The 17,852-nt window shown below is 64.2% G+C and carries 15 protein-coding genes, 1 tRNA gene and 1 pseudogene; 10 read left to right on the top strand and 7 right to left on the bottom strand.

Annotated elements, in window-relative coordinates:
• The first annotated feature begins 21 nt into the window (after window positions 1–21).
• The 3 genes from KBY77_RS10430 to KBY77_RS10420 are packed head-to-tail and all read left to right on the top strand — an operon-like array spanning window position 22 to window position 949.
• Window positions 22–423, top strand: coding sequence for a hypothetical protein (locus KBY77_RS10430; RefSeq protein ID WP_255104046.1), 402 nt, complete (start codon window positions 22–24; stop codon window positions 421–423).
• Complete coding sequence (locus KBY77_RS10425) at window positions 420–623, top strand: hypothetical protein (protein ID WP_255104044.1); 204 nt, start codon at window positions 420–422, stop codon at window positions 621–623. Before KBY77_RS10430 ends, KBY77_RS10425 begins: the two co-directional genes overlap by 4 nt.
• Window positions 620–949, top strand: a complete 330-nt coding sequence (locus KBY77_RS10420; protein WP_255104042.1) for a hypothetical protein — start codon at window positions 620–622, stop codon at window positions 947–949. Before KBY77_RS10425 ends, KBY77_RS10420 begins: the two co-directional genes overlap by 4 nt.
• Before the next feature lie 32 nt (window positions 950–981).
• Here KBY77_RS10420 and KBY77_RS10415 read toward each other — a convergent pair whose 3' ends face one another.
• A complete protein-coding gene (locus KBY77_RS10415; protein WP_255104040.1) occupies window positions 982–3,042 on the bottom strand; it encodes a hypothetical protein in 2,061 nt (686 codons plus the stop codon).
• Between the two features lie 323 nt (window positions 3,043–3,365).
• The gene (locus KBY77_RS10410; RefSeq protein WP_255104038.1) at window positions 3,366–4,355 is read right to left on the bottom strand and encodes a GIY-YIG nuclease family protein; all 990 of its coding nucleotides are present in this window, start codon (window positions 4,353–4,355) and stop codon (window positions 3,366–3,368) included.
• A 516-nt stretch (window positions 4,356–4,871) separates the two neighbouring features.
• Here KBY77_RS10410 and KBY77_RS10405 point away from each other — a divergent pair.
• Window positions 4,872–6,560, top strand: a complete 1,689-nt coding sequence (locus KBY77_RS10405) for an alpha-amylase (protein ID WP_255104036.1) — start codon at window positions 4,872–4,874, stop codon at window positions 6,558–6,560.
• A gap of 233 nt (window positions 6,561–6,793) precedes the next feature.
• Here the strand turns inward: KBY77_RS10405 and KBY77_RS16515 are convergent, their stop codons facing one another.
• From KBY77_RS16515 to KBY77_RS10390, 3 genes are all read right to left on the bottom strand, one after another.
• Entirely contained in the window at window positions 6,794–7,900 is a 1,107-nt protein-coding gene (locus KBY77_RS16515) for an integrase (RefSeq protein ID WP_315856477.1), read from the bottom strand.
• Window positions 7,901–8,034: 134 nt separating this feature from the next.
• A tRNA-Ile gene (locus KBY77_RS10395) sits at window positions 8,035–8,107 on the bottom strand.
• 16 nt (window positions 8,108–8,123) lie between these two features.
• On the bottom strand, window positions 8,124–8,756 hold the full coding sequence (locus KBY77_RS10390; protein ID WP_255104034.1) for an occludin/ELL family protein: 633 nt from the start codon (window positions 8,754–8,756) through the stop codon (window positions 8,124–8,126).
• Window positions 8,757–8,893: 137 nt separating this feature from the next.
• Here KBY77_RS10390 and pyrE point away from each other — a divergent pair, with 137 nt between their 5' ends.
• A complete protein-coding gene (pyrE, locus tag KBY77_RS10385) occupies window positions 8,894–9,484 on the top strand; it encodes an orotate phosphoribosyltransferase (RefSeq protein WP_255104032.1) in 591 nt (196 codons plus the stop codon).
• Window positions 9,485–9,503: 19 nt separating this feature from the next.
• Window positions 9,504–10,460 carry a folate-binding protein YgfZ gene (locus tag KBY77_RS10380; protein ID WP_255104030.1) on the top strand — a complete coding sequence of 319 codons (957 nt, stop codon included), beginning with the start codon at window positions 9,504–9,506 and terminating at the stop codon, window positions 10,458–10,460.
• Here KBY77_RS10380 and KBY77_RS10375 read toward each other — a convergent pair.
• Complete coding sequence (locus KBY77_RS10375; protein WP_255104028.1) at window positions 10,349–11,941, bottom strand: TM0106 family RecB-like putative nuclease; 1,593 nt, start codon at window positions 11,939–11,941, stop codon at window positions 10,349–10,351. The two genes, KBY77_RS10380 and KBY77_RS10375, sit on opposite strands and share 112 nt — an antisense overlap.
• Before the next feature lie 102 nt (window positions 11,942–12,043).
• Here KBY77_RS10375 and KBY77_RS10370 point away from each other — a divergent pair, with 102 nt between their 5' ends.
• The 3 genes from KBY77_RS10370 to KBY77_RS10360 are packed head-to-tail and all read left to right on the top strand — an operon-like array spanning window position 12,044 to window position 15,389.
• Window positions 12,044–13,540 (top strand): phosphoglucomutase/phosphomannomutase family protein, encoded by a 1,497-nt coding sequence (locus tag KBY77_RS10370; protein ID WP_255104026.1) that lies wholly within the window; start codon window positions 12,044–12,046, stop codon window positions 13,538–13,540.
• A complete protein-coding gene (rdgB, locus tag KBY77_RS10365; protein WP_255104024.1) occupies window positions 13,537–14,205 on the top strand; it encodes an RdgB/HAM1 family non-canonical purine NTP pyrophosphatase in 669 nt (222 codons plus the stop codon). The genes KBY77_RS10370 and rdgB overlap by 4 nt, the downstream gene beginning before the upstream one ends.
• Window positions 14,205–15,389 (top strand): HAD family phosphatase, encoded by a 1,185-nt coding sequence (locus tag KBY77_RS10360; protein ID WP_255104022.1) that lies wholly within the window; start codon window positions 14,205–14,207, stop codon window positions 15,387–15,389. The genes rdgB and KBY77_RS10360 overlap by 1 nt, the downstream gene beginning before the upstream one ends.
• Here the strand turns inward: KBY77_RS10360 and KBY77_RS10355 are convergent.
• A pseudogene (locus tag KBY77_RS10355) lies at window positions 15,357–15,893 on the bottom strand (hypothetical protein); the annotation flags it as partial. The gene KBY77_RS10360 and the pseudogene KBY77_RS10355 sit on opposite strands and share 33 nt — an antisense overlap.
• A 443-nt stretch (window positions 15,894–16,336) precedes the next feature.
• Here KBY77_RS10355 and KBY77_RS10350 point away from each other — a divergent pair.
• Entirely contained in the window at window positions 16,337–17,845 is a 1,509-nt protein-coding gene (locus tag KBY77_RS10350; protein ID WP_255104012.1) for an arylsulfatase, read from the top strand.
• The last annotated feature ends 7 nt before the right edge of the window (window positions 17,846–17,852 follow it).

Raw genomic sequence — 17,852 nt, 5'->3', positions numbered from 1 at the left:
CATCCCACCGCCTCACAGCTGATGTCCGCATCCGCCACCGCCTCGACCTCCTCGCCACCTCTGCCGTCGCCTTCCTGCTCGGAGTTCTCGTTATCGGCGGAGGTCGCTGAGGCCCTTCATGCAGCAGCAGAAGCCAAGGCCTCGCTCCTTTACTGGGAAGACCAGGTCCGCAGCGCAACTGCTGCACTGGATCAACTGGTGGAAACGGGTGTGCTGCCGGAAAAAGGTCTGCCGCTCGTTGATGGCTACACCATCTACCGATCAGAGGGTCGCAAGACCTATGCCTACCCCGAGTCGATCAAGGCCCTCGAAGCCGATCTGAAGCAGCGCAAGAAGCTCGCCGAGCAGCTCGGCGATGCCACCGAGAAACGCGGCAACCCGTTCTGGACCATCAAGCCGGCCGAGGCCGCCACTGCGGCATGAGCACTCAGCGCCCCGAGCACCCTCAGGCTCAACACTCGCAGGCTCAGTGCCTCGCCACCTTCCTGCAGGAGCTGCCCAACGTCGCCATCGATGCCGCGATCGATCTGGCCACCACCCATGGGCCGGCCGCCCTGGTGATGGAGTTCTGCCATGAGCTCACCCGCCGCACACCCTCCTTGAAGCCCGACCAGGAGTCATGAACACGGAAGCCACCACCACGAGGAAGTCACTGCCTCCCCCCGAGCTGCAGGAGGTGAGCCGGCGGCTCGATCTCATCTCCGCCCAGCTCACCCAACTGGAGGCCCGCCTCCAACTCGCGCCAGCCCGCAACAGCAAGAGCCCCTGGCTGCCGATCGCCGTGGCCGCTGGAGCACTGCACTACTCCAGCACCCGGGCACTGCGGGCTGCCATCAACCGGGGACGTATCCCCACCCAGTTCGTTCGCGCCGTGCCAGGCCCCTCAGGCAAACGCCACACCATCTATATCGACGTCGAAGCCTTCGCCTCACATCTGCGCCACCAGTGAGGCCATCGAGGCGGAATTGAACCAGTGCTGTCTCAGAGATACCGAAGACCGTTGCGAAGCACTGAGACGAGAATGAACAACACTAGGTATAAAAGAGCCGGGACAAGCATCGGGAAGCCGCCAAGGACTGGGAGGGTGATGGCGGGAACACGATCTGCAAGCACCAGCGTCGGGTACCAGAGAGGGAATAGCAGCAAGAAAAAGAGCAAAGGAACCATCACTGCGCCCGAGATGAACCTTAGCAAGTTCAGAACCAGGCTAGTCAACGAACCCCTCGAAACCTGTCCCAATGGATGGTTCTGGTGCGTACTGCTCACACTGCCCAGGATTTCATCCATGCTGCGGTCGTCGATCACGAAGTCCGCTATCGCTTTCCAGCAGTCCTCCTGGATTGCCGCGCCGTGACCACCGCGGATCATGCGCTGGCTTGCCTGGTGTGGCCACTCACCCACGCTGCGACATTCTGCCGAGCCGAAGCCAAGGCTCTGCGTCCAGGAGGGCCCCTTGATACGGCCGTCCAAAGGGGCATCGAGAGTCGGCAGGCGCTGGAACCCGAAGGCACCCGCGGCGCCCACGTTGAGCCAGTCATTGAGCACGGGGATGGTCTCCAAGGCCCCCGGCAGGAGGGCCACGACAAGGTCTTCCCGACCGATGAAGCTGTGGAAGGCCTCCAGCCGTTCGGGCAGTCGGGGAATGGGGTGCATCCAGAAATCGCGACGCACGACGCTGCCGGCGAACAGCATCCTGCGGAATCGGACCTGCTGGCAGTCTCGAAGCGCCTGGGCACCGAGATAAGTGCCGTTGCTGTGGGCGATCATGTCGATCTTCCCGGCTCTGGGATAGAGGCTGCGGATGTCGGCGTACTTGTCAAGAAACCAGTAGAGGGCCCTGGTGCGACCGCCTGGGAACAGGAAGTCCCACATGCTGAAAAATCCGTAGGAGGGGGTGACGGTGCGGAGCCGTCGTGTCGTTTCGCCGGGATGGCGGGCACGGTAAAGGGTCTTGATTTCGCGCGACACTCGCTTGGCCCAGAAGCCGTCATCGCGGATGCCGTGCATCACGATCACGACGTGATCCACATCCTGGTCGGGCATGTGGTCGTCCTGAAGATCGAGTGGATCAAGGTAATCATCGATGTCGCTCAGGTTGGCGGCATGGTGCATCCACTCGTCAGAAGGTTGAATCTTACCCTCGCCATCTCGTTGCGGTGCGATAGCCTCGCCGATAAGACGTGGCACCAGGCCGCCAGGCTTGCCGGCATCGGTCAGCATCGAAATGTGGTTGGTGTGGGGTATTTCCAGATAGACGGGGTCAGCATCTGGATGAAGTTCCAGACAGTCACTTGGTGTGACGTACTCATCCCTTGACCCCAGGAAAAAGACCGTGCGAGGTGGCTTCCTGTGGACTTCCCGATCGGGTTGCCGGTCGCTGGTATCTGCCGAGAAGGCTTCCGTGTAGGCCAGTCGGGTATCCACCACGAACGGCGCCCCCCGATAGAGCTTCCAGATCAGGAGATCGAAAGGGACCAGGAACCGGATTGCCTGCCCAACGAACCGAAGAGGGGCAGGTGTTGCCGTGGTGAACTGCCATCCTTTGGTGATGCCCGAGAGGATCACCACTGTCTCCACCGCCTCTGGCCATGGTCTGGCGGCGGCTCCAACGGTCTTGGTGCCTTCGTTTAAGCCAAGGACCATCGCGCGACGGGCCAAAATGGCTCCGGCGCTGAAGGTCAGCAGCACCAGCCGTACGGGGCCACCGGCATGACTAAGGGCGGCATATTTCCTGGCAATCTGCTCGTTGATTTGCTGGGCCAGAACATCCGGTGAGCGGCGACTGAGAGGGCCCACCGTGAACTGACCGTCGTACTTCACCGGCAGAAAGTTGATCGGCTGGTCCTGCGGTTGCGGCAATCGCTCGTCCATCTCTGCGCGGAGTGCGGCTTCGATGTCCTTGATCGTGCGGATCTCCTCGGGCCGTGCAAATGTCTCTGGGAACCTGCTGGCCAGTAAGCGGCTCCATGTGCCTGGGCGTCCAAGACGCACATCCTTTCCGCTGTAGCCGTTCGCCAGCCCACCAACCAGGACCACCAACATCCGATCCATTGCCTGACCCGCTTAGCTGATCTGCAGTATGGATAGGTCACATGGCGCAAGTCAGAACAGCCCAACATAATTCGATACAAACGGGGTTCGGGGTTCAGAGTTGTTCATCACAACCAAGTTCGACAGGACGAGGCGCAACATTGCGGGGCACTCCGCTGCCGTTCTCGGTACTGGAGTGGGCCCAGTCTCGCGGCTACCGCACAGTGCCGGCCTCGTTCTGGCCCCTAGTCAAGCTGATACTGTCGGTGCTGACTACTACGGCTTCTAATTGTGCGCAGTAAGCTCAGTTCCATGGACGCTGCATGGAACTCCTATCAAGCGCTTATGCGACTCTGAATTTTATCAATTACGCCCAGGAGGGCAGATAACTGCGCTCCACTAAGCTGAAACAGCTCCCGGTTACTTGCATGTTTAATTCGATTGGCCTCCAGTACACGAAGAACAGCCTTTTCAACCACGCGTGCCTTGTCAATACTGCCAAAGTCAATTGACCTCAACAGCGTAGCGGGAACAGGCAAAACATTTTGCTCCAAGTCACGCCTGGAAAGGTCGTTAGTGATCCCTACCTTGTACCATGGCTCTTCGGCACTAACAACCCAGAACTTGAGGTAGAAATATCCATGCAAGTCTCTCTGAGCCTCCTCAATTGCCAATAACAGCTCTTCGGCAAGTGCTGTGTCCGCGAGCTGATCTAGTCCAAGGCTCTTCCTAAGTTTCTCCTCCTGTTGTTGTCTTATCTTTTCAACCATCAGAGCCTGTCTAGCCGCTTCCTTATCCCTACGCCTAGCTAATTCCCGTTCCTTACGTGAAGCCCTTTCCTTCTCTCTTCGCTGAGTATTCCTACGTTTTGCGAGCTTTGCGCGATTGCCCTCATTCTCGGCATTCTCTGTGGCGAGGATCAACAGAAGTTCTTCAAGACCCTCAAATGCCGGAATACTTGTCTTCGGTTGCTCGCCTGCATTCTTTGCATGATCCAACGCTATGGCAATCATTGCATCTGTGACACTTTTCCTGCCTTTGCGGCGAAGGGTGTCAAACCTTTTCTTGTTTTCAAGATATACATTGCTGCCTACATTCTGAAATAGATAACGCTCCAGGCCATGAACTAGGAATTTTCTCCTTGCTGTTCGCTCTTCACGGTCAAGTACCTCATGGTCGGCTCCCCTTGATGTTGACAGATAACCGATTGGATTCATGACATTATGAGTTTCGAAATGAATGCCCAGGTAAGAGCATAAAGGAGATCTGCCAACCCAAGCCCTGTTCATCCTGTAGGTGCCGGAATGCAGGGATGTTGGTTTCAACAGTGATCCTGTAGCCTAGACATCTATGGCCCTCCCGAGCAGGCCCAGCACTGATTAGTGGAGCGGGTTGGTCCATCCGGGCGGAATCGACGTGGTGCACGACACCTAGGTGGCCAATCCCGCCACACGGCGCATACTGCAGGTGAATGTGTCAGCGCTCCAGCAGAATGGGTTCACCTTCGCAAAGTAGAACGTACTGCTGTATCGATAGTTACACTGCAGTGGTCACCTGAGTCATGCCATCAACTTCTGATTAATCAACATTCCCAAATACCGTCATCAAAGCTATAGCCGTCGATGGCACAAGATCACTAAGCACGAGATTCATCAGCGGCGGGCGAAGGATTACCGCCTCCGTGAACGCCCATCTGCGTGGAAACACCCAACTCTTCCTCCAGACTGCAAAATGGGCTCAGCAGGGTAGGCTTTACGGAAGATGAAGTTGTGTCGCAAACTACAATCTGGCCAGAATTACTCAGCTAGACCAAGTATCTTACTCTAGAAGATATTGTCCCCATGTCTCAAGCTATCAATGGCGTGATGTTTCAGTATTTCCATTGGTTTCTAGATATTGATGATGTGGTTCAGGGCAATCAACCCCTTTGGGTGTTTCTCAAGCAGCAGGCCGACCACCTTCGCGACATCGGCATCGATGCCGTTTGGATTCCGCCACCAACCAAGGGAAGTTCAGGTACCTCCAGCACGGGCTATGACATCCACGACCCCTATGACCTTGGCGAGTTTCCTCAGAGGGGACCTGGCCGCTCGAAATATGGAACCAAGCAACAGCTCCATGAGGCCATCAACGCTCTGCATGGCTACAGTCAGCAAGCAGATGGAAGCCTGGTAAAGGACCCGAACAAGCGCTATCTCCAGGTCATTGGCGACATTGTTCTCAACCACAGGGCCGGGGGCGACCAGGATGACTACTGGCAAGCGGTACGTGTCGATAAAGAGGACCGCAACCAGGAGCGCTGGGATCCAGGTTTCGAGAGCGGCCTGATCGAAATCAAGGCCTACACCTCGTTCACCTTTCCGGCAAGGGCAGGAAAGCATTCCAGCTTCACGTGGAGCGCCCGTCACTTCGACAGCGTCGACACGGCGTACAAGCTGAAGCAGAACGGCCTGGAGTTCGACGAAACAGGTGGGAAGTATATCTATCGTTTCATCTACAACGAGCAAGGCTTTGAGCCGAACCTCAAGAACTTCGAGAAGTGGGTATCCCTGGAGAAGGGCAATTACGACTACCTTCAAGACTGCGATCTAGACTATGGCCGCGAAGACGTACGGCTAGAGGTGAAGACATGGGGCACCTGGTTGGTCGATACCATCGGGCTGGATGGCGTTAGACTGGATGCAGTCAAGCACATTACTGGAGGTTATATCCAGGAATGGCTTGGTCATCTGCGATGGAAAACCGGCAAACCACTTTTTGCGGTGGCCGAGTACATCGCCGGTGACACAGGTACGCTCCATAGCTATCTCACTCGCGTCACAGCAACGGATCAGTTCCCCCAGCCGGTTACTCTCTTCGACTTTCCCTTGTGGTTCCATTTCAAGGATGCCAGCAAGGCGGGCGATAGTTACGACCTGAGGTCGCTGGATCATGGCACCTTGATGGCAGAGCAGCCCAGGTGTGCCGTTACCTTCGTGGAGAACCATGATTATCAGTTTGGACGTGAATACAACTCCCATGTGGAAGAGTGGTTCAAGCCTCTGGCCTACGCCTATATTCTTCTGCGAGACAAAGGTTATCCCTGCCTGTTTTTCCCAGACTACTACGGCTCACACGATAGTGGTCATCATCGCGCCCGCCCGAGCGGCAGGAATTATCTCGATCTGCTGCTGAAGCTGCGCAAGCAATTTGCGCTTGGCGAAGAGAGGTTCTATGCCAATCGAAACGTTGCTGGCTGGGTCAGGATGGGTGGAGTGGAGGGCGCCAGAGGGGCGATGGCGGTGGTGATCAACAACGGCTTCGGCAGGGTTCAGGCGATACGCATGAACACGGGGCGATTCGGGAAGCGCTTCTATCATCTGGCCACTCTTAAGTTGTTCAACGACAAATACGTTGTTGCCGCTGGCGCCTATGGGGTCTACGGGGATAAATCCGATGCACTCTGGACAGATTCCCATGGCTGGGCTGATTTCGTTGCTGATGGCGGTTCAGTGTCTATCTGGATCGAGGATGGTGTGGGCATCACGTGATGGGAGATGACTATCCCACTGCAATGTTCCCCTGCTTCAGAGGTGGGGTTACCCCGGCTGTGAGGGCCCGTCGATAAGGGTCACGCCATGCCCACCAGGCTGTCGATCGATGACCAACCCCACCGAAACAAGATGCCGGTTCACTGAGCATCAGAACGCCTCAGTTCACCAGCTCCACGACAGGAGAGATCCGCAAACGCCGCACCATCCCTACCGACGTCGTGGGGTTCACCTCACATCTGCGCCACCAGTGAGGCCATCGAGGCGGAATCGAACCAGCGCTGGTAAAGCGTCGTGTGGACCATCAGCGAGTGCCCAAGGCTCTTGGCCGCCAGCGATGGACTGATCTGCGGCTGGTGGATCGCCCGCACCGCCCAGGCATGGCGCAGGTCGTAGGCCACAAACGGCGCTTCATATCGCCGCAGGGCCACGCCCAGCTGGCTGCCCACCGTCCGGTGATCGCGCTCCAGATTGATCGCTGGCAGGCGGCGATCCAGCAGTGACCACCGCTCGATCCAGACCTTGGGCAATGGCAGGCCCTGCCGCGCTCCGGTCTTGCCGCCGCGGATCAGCACCAGCCCATTGGCTTGAACCTCCGCCATCAGCAGCGCCTCATGGGGCCTGGCCCCGTAGGTGGCACAGATTGCCGCCACCCACTGCCAGCCCGACGGAAGCCGATCGATCAGCTCCACGATTTGCTCGTCACTGGGGAGCTCCCGCGGCGCCGCATCCCTCTGGGGGCTGTAGCCCTTGCCCGCCTGCCGCAGCTGCTCCACGACCGTCGGGCCCAGCTCAATGGCCAGCGCCACCGTGGCAGCCGCCTGCGCCGCCCGTCGCCGGCTGCGACTCCCCTCCATGCAGCAACGCACCAGCGCCAGCAGCTGCTCCGCTCCCACCTCCTCCAGCGCCAGCAGGGGCGCCAGCGGCCGGGCGTAATCCACCAGCCAGGTGGTCGGCGCCGTTGCAGAGCGCCGCCGCGCGCCGAACCACCACTCTTCCGTTCGGCTCACCGCCTCCAGGCCGCTGATCGCCTGCTCTGAGCGGCCAGCTGTCTTGGTCCCGTCCCCCAGCCAACGCGCCAACGGGAACGGCTGAAGCCCCCGGCGGTGCAGTTCCACATCCCGGCCCAGCTCCTCGGCAAGCTCTCGCGCCTGCTCCAGCCCCGCCGGATAGGGGAACGGCGTGCAGACCCGCTGCTGGCCCCAGCTGCCATCGGGCCTGGGCAGCGTCGCCCGCAGCCTCAGCCGCTTCCCTGACGGCGCCACCTCCATGGCAACGGCATGGCCCAGGTCCTTGAGGGCACGGTTGATACGGGCGAGATACGGGTCCCTGGGAGCCACGGTGCACCGTGCCTAAAACCGTGCCTACTTTGCCCCTTTAAGCCCCCTTTTGTGCCTAATCCGTGCCTAACCGAGCTCCTGACCGATCCCTCCCGCTTTGCTCAGATGTCTTGTGCTGCAGGGCTTTTGGGGTATGGGGGTCGCGAGGATCGAACTCGCCTCCGGCGGATTATGAGCCCGCTGCATTCACCAGATTGCTAGACCCCCTTGCTGGTTCCTGACCTCACCAGAGGCCACGAACCGGTCGGCGGGCGGGGGAACTCTGAACGGGCTGGTCCATCGGAAAATAGTTGGCTCCCGGCTGAACCTCTTCCACCGGCAGCGAGATGGGAGCCACCTGCAGGCTGGCGGAGAAGATTGAGGGGAGATCGGCATTGCGCCAGGGCATCGGAGCGCTTTGCTCCTCCAGCAGAGCTGCTGTGGTGTTGCTGATGGCGGAGGAGTCCCAGATGATGGCTTGCTCGGGGAAGCCCAGCCCCATCACCCTGTTGCCTTCGGGGCCTCCCATGGCGATGCCGAGGATGTCGGTGATCTGGTGGGTCAGGCTGACCCCACGGGCAAAGGTGGAGCGCCAGCTGTAGGCACGCTGCTGAACGAGTTCCGCGGTGGTCTGGATCTCTCCACAGCGGGTGACCTCCACAGGAGCACTTATCGGCTGGGTGCTGTTGCCGGTGCCAGCCAGGGGGGCCTCCAGGGTGGTGGTGCAGATCACCGGGCCCGCGACAGCTGGAGTTGAGGGCAGCAGAGCCAGAGCGCCGCCGGACAGGGCGCCAAGTACCACAGGCACCGCAACGCCCCATTCAACCCGTAAAGAGATGGGGAAGGCCTCTGAGGGCATGGCTTTGCGGCAGTTCATGGCTCAGGCGGCCAGCAGGGGAACGGTATGGGCGTGACACCCTGATCATCGCGCAAACTAGGCCGTTGAGCCGTGCTCTGCCAGGGGCCTTGGCCGGAGCGCCGCCGCCCCTGCTCCCACGCTCACTCTCCGCTCCGATGCCATTAACCCCCATCCCCGACACAGCCCCGGGGCGCCGCCAGGTGCTGCTGGAGCTGCTGGCCGTCAAGGCCTACCGCCACGGCCAGTTCACCCTGGCGTCGGGCCGCAGCAGCAACCACTACGTGAACTGCAAGCCAGTGAGCCTCAGCGGCTACGGCCTGGCCCTGCTGGCCATGGCCCTGTTGGAGCAGGTGGAAGGGGACGCCGCGGCCGTGGCCGGCCTCACCCTCGGCGCCGATCCCCTGGTGAGTGGCGTGGCGATGGCGGCAGCCCAGGCGGGGCTTCACCTCGACGCCCTGATCGTGCGCAAACAGGCCAAGGGGCACGGCACCGGCGCCTGGCTGGAGGGGCCCCTGCCCGCCACAGGAAGCCGAATCACCGTGCTGGAAGACGTGGTGACCACGGGCGGCTCGTCGCTGCAGGCGGTGCAGCAGTTGCGCCAGGCCGGCTACGTGGTGGAGCGGGTGGTCACGATCGTCGATCGCCAGGAGGGGGGCTTGGATGCCATGACGGCGGCTGGTCTGGAGCTGCGCAGCCTGTTCCTGCTGGAAGAGATCGCCGCCGCGGCGCAGACTTTGCAAGGGTGAGTCCATCACTGCCCCCGCCATGGACCTGAACCACTCCACCTCCTCGGGCCCCTGGGGCTGGCGGCCCGCCAGCCCCAGCCGCTGGGAGCAGCCCGTGAGTCTGATCCACCTGGAAGGGCCTGACAGCCTGCGCTTCCTCCATGGCCAGAGCAGCCAGGACCTGGAGCGTGCCCAGCCCGGCCAGTGCCTCGCCACCTGCTGCCTCAGCCCCACCGCCAGAGTGCGCGGCCTGGCGGAGGTGCTGGTCGACGCCAGCGGCGCCTGGCTGGTGATCACCGCCGGCGAGGGGGCCGCCATCCATCAGGCCCTCGACCGGGTGCTGTTTCCGGCCGATCAGGTGAACCTGGGGCCGCTGCTGTCGGGGAAACTGATCAGCCTGGAGGGAGCTGCCGGGGCCATTCAGAACACCAGCGTGGGCTGGCAACTGCCCGGCGATCGGCTGGTGCTCAGGGATGGGGAGTGCCTCACCGCAGAGCTCGAGGCCATCCCGGCCCTTGGGCCGATCGAGAGCGAGCGCTGGCGCCTCAGCCAGGGGCGGCCGCTGGCCCCCAACGAAATCAGCGAGGAGGTGAACCCCTTTGAGCTCGGGCTCGCGGATCGGGTCAGCCTCAGCAAGGGTTGCTATGTGGGCCAGGAAACCCTGGCCAAGCTGGCCACCTACGACGGCGTCAAACAGCAGCTGCGGCGCTGGTGCTGGGCGGAACCAGTCGCCAGCGCCGCTCGCACGGACATAGAGCCGGTGGTGGGGGCAGTGCTGCGCACCATCAGCGGCGAGCGGGCCGGACGGATCACCTCCAGTCTGCGGCTGAACGCCGGGCCCGATGGTGGCACCAGCCTCTGGCTGGGGCTGGCCCTGGTGCGGCGTCAGGCGCTGACGGAGCCGCTGCTGCTGGCCGGCGAGGGGATCACCCTGGAGATCTCCGAACCCCTGGGGGTAGTGGCGCCACCGGTGGGGGCTGGCAGCGCCGCGTCCTGATCCAGCAGCCAGCGGGCCACCGCCCAGGTGGCCAGACAGTCGTCGTGGTTGTAGCGGAAGATCCGGCGCAGGCAATGGAGACTGCCTCGGCCCGTCGGGGTGCCATCGCCGCGCCACTGGCGCCACCAGAGCAGGCAACGGGCCCCATCCACTCCCTTCTGACTCCAGGTAAAGCCAAGCCAGCCGGCCACCGCCTTGAGGCCGTAGCTGTTGACAGGCAGCAACCAGTGCTGGCGCAAGCGCTGGTGCAGGTCCACCAGGCGCCGGCGCAGGGCCGCCAGCTCGCGCTCACTGGCCCCCTGGCGCTGGGCCAGGCGCACCAGGGCGATCGACTCGGTTTCGCCGTAGTGGAGCAGGGGCCAGTCGGGGGGCGTGGCCGCCAGCAGCCGGCGCAGCCGCTGCCAGAGCCTGGCCTCGCCGTGTTCCTGCAAGGCCAGCAGCGGGCGGTAGCAGCCCATGTCGGTAGCCAGCCCTACGGGCCAGCGGCCAGCGGCTTCCCGCTCGATGCGCAGGAAGCCGTGCAGAAAGTCGTCGCGGGCGTCGGGATCGGATTCGATGTCGTAGACCAGCACCCCGCTGGCGGTGGACAGCTCGGGCAGGGCTGTGGCTGCCTGGCCCGGCTCCACCGGCAGACGCAGAGGCTCCCCCCGCTGTTGCACTCGGGCCTGGGCCACCAGCCGCGCCGCCACCTCGCGGTGCTGCTCGCCGTGCACCTCCAGCGCATCCGCGAGAACCTCGGGATCGGCCGCGGCCAGGGCACTCAGCTGGGACAGGCCGAGCTCGAGCAACAACTCACGCCGCTTGGCGCCGATGCCGCTGACCTCGCTGAGGTGGCCCTGCACGGCCGCCTCCTGATCGCAGAGTCCGCGCCAGGAGCAGAGCACGCACTTCTTGCGGTCGCTCACCAGCGCTGGCGGCTGGGGGCGCTCCAGGTCCGCCGCCACTTTGGGCAAGGCCTCATCCAGCTGGCGCAGCAGTCCCTCCCCGAGCACCAGCCGCTCCCGCTCGAGCCGCCCGGAGCCAGTCGCCACCACCAGGCCATGGCTGACAGGCCCCTGCTGCCACCCCGAGAGCAGCTGCCCCCATAGCCCCATCACAAGCCGGTGCTCACGGGTGAGGCGACGGCCCTGGCGAGCCATGACGGGCTCGTAGGCGTAGGCCCCCCAGCGGCTTTCCCCGGTGCTGCGCCGCAACAGCGGTGGATGGGCCTCCAGCGCCAGGCCGGCGGGGCCCCTTCCCCTGAGTCGAACTCCGACCACCGCAGGGGCCCCGTCGGCACAGGCGGCCTCCCCTGCCAGGGGCTGCTGCTCGAGCAAGCTCACGAAACAGCGCTGCTGGTGGTCGAGCTGGAGGGCCCTGTGGGCGCTCCAGCTCCGCTGGGCGGGATCCCCGTGGCGATCGAGCCAGGCACGGCGCCGACAGCGCAGCCAGCTGCGCAGCAACCGGTCGGTCACCAGCCGGTTGGACGGTTCAGCGGACATGGAGGCAGGCTACGGCGGGGGGTGGCCTGCCGCCAGGCCGGCACCTGCTGCTGCCCAGGCCGGCCAGCCGACTGCTACGAGCTACTGAACACCGATGCCCCCATGGCCTCTGCCCCCCTGCCCCTGGAGCCCAGTCCCATCCGTTTCGGCACCGACGGCTGGCGCGGCATCCTCGGCGTCGATGTGACCCTGGAGCGGCTGCTGGTGGTGGCCGCGGCCGCGGCCCGCGAACTGGAGCGCGCCGCCCCGGCGGCACTCACGAGCCGCGAGGTGGTGATCGGCTATGACCGGCGCTTCCTGGCACCGGAGCTGGCCGAAGCCATCGCCAGCGCCGTGCGCGGCGCCGATCTCGAACCGGTGCTCACCGATTCAGCCGTGCCCACACCCGCCTGTAGCTGGGCCGTGGTGGAGCGAGGCGCCCTCGGGGCTCTGGTGATCACCGCCAGCCATAACCCTCCCGAGTGGATCGGCCTGAAGATCAAGGGCCATTTCGGCGGATCTGTGGAGGAGGCCTTCACCGCCGATGTGGAGAAGCGCCTGGAGGCGGGGGGCATCACCGTGCCGATCCCCGGCGACACCCCACGCTTCGATGGCTGGGGCGGCTACCTGGCGGGCCTGCGCCAGTTGGTCGACACCAGCGCCCTGCGCCGGGGACTGGAGGAGATGGGTCTTCGGGTGATTGTTGATCCCATGCACGGCTCCGCGGCCGGAGGGCTGCCGGCCCTGTTGGGGGGCGACTCTTGGACCGGTGAAGAAGCCGCTGACGGCTCCGATCAGGAATGCATTGAGGAGATCCGCTCCTGGCGTGATCCGCTCTTCGGCGGCCACCCCCCCGAGCCGCTGGCGCCTTACCTGCAGGAGCTGATCGCGGCAGTGCGAGCCAGCGGCAAGGCCGGCCGGCCGGCTGTGGGGATCGTCTTCGACGGCGACGGCGACCGCATCGCCGCCATCGATGAGCGGGGCCGCTACTGCAGCACCCAACTGCTGATGCCCCTGCTGATCGATCACCTGGCCCGGGCCAGGGCGCTGCCGGGGGCCGTGATCAAGACCGTGAGCGGCTCCGACCTGATGCAGCTGGTGGCCGAGGGGCTCGGACGACCGGTGATCGAGAAGCCAGTGGGCTTCAAGTACATCGCCAGCGAGATGCTCGCCGGCGGGGTGCTGGTGGGCGGCGAGGAATCCGGCGGAGTTGGCTTCGGCCTGCACCTGCCCGAGCGGGATGCACTGTTCGCCGCCCTGCTGGTGCTGGAAGCACTGGTCGAGGGTGGCCTGCCCCTGGGGGAGCGTCTCGACCGGCTTCAGGCTGACCACGGAGGAGCCAGCGCCTACGACCGGCTCGACCTGCGCCTCAGGGACATGGCCAGCCGGGAGCGGCTGGAGCGCCAGCTGGCCCAGGATCCCCCCACAAGCGTGGCCGGCTGGCCGGTGCAGGAAGTGGTGAGTACCGATGGGGTGAAGCTGCGCCTCGGCCCCAGCCACTGGCTGATGCTGCGCTTCTCCGGCACCGAACCGCTGCTGCGCCTCTACAGCGAGGCAGCGAGCGAGGAGCGGGTGGGCGAGATCCTGGCGTGGGCCCGCCAGTTCGCCGAAACAGCATGAACACCCCCAGCCCAACTGCGGCCCCGAAGTTGCTGGTGATCGCCAGCGGCAACGCCGGCAAGCTCAGGGAATTCACGGCCTTGCTGGCCTCGGCGAGCCCTGGGCTGAACCTCGAGCTGCGCAGCCAGCCCCAGGGCCTGGAGGTGGATGAGACCGGCGACAGCTTCGCCGCCAACGCCCGCCTCAAAGCGGAGGCGGTGGCACGGATCACGGGGCAATGGGCCCTGGCCGATGATTCCGGGCTGAGCGTGGAGGCCCTTGGCGGGGCCCCCGGTATCCACTCGGCCCGCTACGCCGACAGCGACCAGGAGCGGATCGCGCGGCTGCTGCGGGAGCTGGCCGGCGAGGGCAACCGGCGAGCGACGTTCACGGCCGCCCTGGCAGTGGCCGATCCCAGCGGTCGAACCGTTCTGGAGGTGGAGGGCCGCTGCCAGGGTGAAATCCTGGAAGCCCCGGGCGGAGACTCTGGTTTCGGCTACGACCCGGTGTTCCTGGTGCCCGAGACGGGCCTGAGCTTCGCCCAGATGACACCCGAGCTCAAGCGGCGCGTGGGCCACCGCGGTCGGGCCGTGGACGCCCTGCTGCCCCAACTGCTTCAGTTGTTCAGCGCCGATGGCGAGCGAACGACAGCCCACCAGGGCGGGCAGCCCAGGCAGCGGGCGTGATGGTGAAGCTGAAGGAGCTGCAGCAAGGGATGGCGGCGGCCACAGGCAGCCTGCTCGCCCTGGCGATGCTGACCCAGTTGACCCCTGTGCCGGCTGGCAAGACAGCCCCCGCAGAGCCCGGCATCTCCAGCCAACCCCTGCCCTCCTGGCGCGAGGGGCCCACCAAGGCGCGGATCCTGGCCTTCGTCGCCAGCGTCAGCCGTGAAGGAAGCGAGGGCTACGTGCCGCCGGCTGAGCGCATCGCCGTGTTCGATAACGACGGCACGCTCTGGTCGGAGCAGCCGATGTACGTGCAGCTGGCCTTTGCGATCGAGCGGGCCCGCGCCCTGGTGGCCCAGCAACCCGAGCTGGCCAGCAATCCGGTGCTTGCGGCGGCCTCCGCGGCCGGAAACGGCGAGGCGGTGCTGACCATGGGCACCAAAGGCCTGCTCGACCTGGTGGCACTCACCCATGCCGGCATGAGCACCGAGGTGTTCCGGGATCTGGTGCGCGAGTGGCTCGATGGCGCCTGCCACCCGACCCTGAAGCGCCCCTACACCAGCCTGACCTATCAACCGATGCGGGAGCTGCTCGACTACCTGCGCGCCAACGGCTTTCGCACCTACATCGTCTCCGGTGGCGGCGTGGAGTTCATGCGGGTGTTCAGCGAAGAGCTCTACGGAATCCCCCCCGAGCAGGTGATCGGCTCGACCGTGGGCAGCCGCTACAGCAACCGGGCCGGCCTGCCGGTGATCCTGCGCAAGCCCGAGGTACAGGTGATCAACGACCACGCGATCAAACCGGTGATGATCGAACAGGTGATCGGCCGCCGGCCCGTCGCCGCTTTCGGCAACTCCGACGGTGACTTCGAGATGCTGGAGTGGACCACCAGCCAGCCGGGAGAGCGTCTGGGGGTGATCATTCACCACGATGACCCGGAGCGGGAGGTGGCCTACGACAGCCAGTCCTCCTTCGGCCGCCTCGATCGAGGGCTGAGGGAGGCCTCGCGGCGGGGCTGGTCACTGGTGTCCATGCGTGACGACTGGGCCCAGGTGTTCGCCACCCCTCCGGCTTCAACCGGATCAGACGGAGCCGGAGGGGCCAACCGCTGTGAGCGTGGCGCTGGGCAACTCCCCGAACAACCGGCGGTAATCCCGGGCGAAGTGCCCAGGATTGAGGAAGCCCCAGCGGGCCGCCAGCCCTGAGATCGTCACGGTCCCCGGCCCCGCCGCCAGCAGCGCCCGGCGCACCCCATGGAGCCGCTGCAGCTTGAAGTAAGCCATCGGCCCCATGCCCAGGTGCTCCTGGAACCCCAGGATCAGGCTGCGTCGGCCGGCATACACCTGACGGCAGAGGAACTCGAGGCTGATCGGTTCCAAGGGGTGCTCCTCCACCCAGTGCTGCAGCTGCTTGACCAGTTCGATGCGCGCCGGGGGACGGCTGGGCCCGCCCCGCTGATGGAGCCCATGCTCCAGAGCCTCCACCAGCAGGGGGAGCAGGCCGTCCTCGCCACTCCCCAGCGCTGACGGCGGCTCCTCACCAGCTGACAGCAGATCCTCCCGCAGGGGCAATCGGTTGAGCAACCAACGCTGAAGCTGGGCAGCACAGGTGGGACCGATGGGCAGGCAGTTGGAGCGGAAGGCTTCCGTCTCCAGGTCTGGAAAACCCTGCTCAACACTCCAGCCCGGCAGGGCGGAGGGGTTGAGCATCACCACCGCCAGATCCAGCTGCTCGGGAGTGGAGAGGTGAACCTCCACGCGGGGATCAAGGCCGAACAACGCCTCGGGACCGATGGGAGTGCCGTGGGCCCGCAGCGGCGGAGCGCAGCAGTGGGGCAGCAGGTTCAAGGCGATCATCCGTTGCTCCCGGGGCTTTCCGCCTGCCACGTGCAGACGACGGTTGACCTGGATCCGGAGCAACTGCAACCGCCCAAGCCTGCGGGTGACGAGGGCACCGTTGAGACGGCCGTTGGAGAGCTGGCTCAGCCGCAGATCAAGCCCCGCCCGCCGCAACTGAGCTTCCAGTTGTTCGACAGCCTCGAACCGCTGGAGCGGAGCCATCGGCGCTTGCACTTTTTGAGTGTCACCAGACTGCCATGGGCGGCAATTTGAACAAGAGTGCATTCACGCGCCAACCACCGGCCCCACCTCCCATGCCCAACGGTCAACCCAACATCCTCATCCTCTGGGGAGACGACATCGGCCAGAGCAACCTCAGCTGCTACAGCCACGGCCTGATGGGGTACCAGACCCCCAACATCGACCGGGTGGCCAATGAAGGCGCCAAGTTCATTCACTACTACGCCGAGCAGAGCTGCACCGCCGGCCGCGCCGCGTTCATCAGCGGCCAGAGCGTGTTCCGCACCGGTCTGAGCAAGGTGGGCCTGCCGGGCGCCGAGCTGGGCTACCGCGCCGAGGATCCCACCATCGCGGAACTGCTCCAGCCCCTGGGCTACCGCACGGGCCAGTTCGGCAAGAACCACTTCGGCGACCGCGACGAGCATCTGCCGACGATGCACGGCTTCGATGAGTTCTTCGGAAATCTGTACCACCTCAACGCCGAGGAGGAACCCGAGCTACGGGATTACCCCAAGGCGGATGATCCGGAGTTCCCCAACTTCCGCAAGCGGTTTGCCCCCCGCGGAGTGTTGCACTGCTGGGCCAACGGGGACGGCACCCAGCGCATCGAGAACACCGGTCCGCTCACCCGCAAGAGGATGGAAACGGCCGACGACGAGTTCATGGCCGAAGCCAAGCGCTTCATCCGCGATGCGGTGGCCTCGGGCGAGCCGTTCTTCGTGTGGTTCAACACCACCCACATGCACTTCCGCACCTACGCTCGGCCCCAGGATGTGGGCCGCAGCGGTCGGTGGCAATCGGAGTATCACGATGTGATGATCTATCACGATGAATGCATCGGTGAAATGCTCAACCTGCTCGATGAGCTGGGCGTCACCGACGACACGATCGTGATGTACGGCACCGACAACGGTCCCCACATGAACAGCTGGCCCGATGCGGGCATGACCCCATTCCGCAGCGAGAAGAACACCAACTGGGAGGGGGCCTTCAGGGTGCCGGCCCTGGTGCGCTGGCCCGGGCGGATCGCGCCGGGCACCATCTTCTCCGGTATCGTGAGCCACCTCGACTGGCTGCCCACCCTTGTGGCCGCAGCCGGTGAGCCCGCCATCAAGGAAAAGCTCAAGGCCGGCCACCAGGTGGGCAGCAAGACCTTCAAGGTGCATCTTGATGGTTACAACATGCTCGAGTACTGGACAGGCCAGGTCGAGAAGAGCCCGCGCAGGGAGTTCTTCTACTTCTCCGACGACGGTGATCTGACCGGTCTGCGCTACGACAACTGGAAGTTCGTGTTCGCCGAGCAGCGCGAGCAGGGCACCTGCCAGATCTGGGCCGAGCCCTTCGTGCAGCTGCGGGTGCCGAAGATCTTCAACCTGCTCACCGATCCCTACGAGCGGGCCGACATCACCTCCAACACCTACTGGGACTGGATGTTCGACCACATCTTCATGCTGGTGCCAGCCCAGTCCTTTGTGGGCGAATTCCTGGAAACGTTCAAGGAGTTCCCGCCACGCCAAAAGGCGGCCAGCTTCTCGGTGCAGCAGGTGCTGGAGAAGCTGATCTCCGCCGGGGGGGCGAGCTGATCCACTC

Source organism: Synechococcus sp. Cruz-7E5 (genome assembly GCF_024345995.1).
Taxonomy (GTDB): domain Bacteria; phylum Cyanobacteriota; class Cyanobacteriia; order PCC-6307; family Cyanobiaceae; genus Regnicoccus_A.
This window is presented reverse-complemented; position numbering and strand designations above follow the sequence as displayed.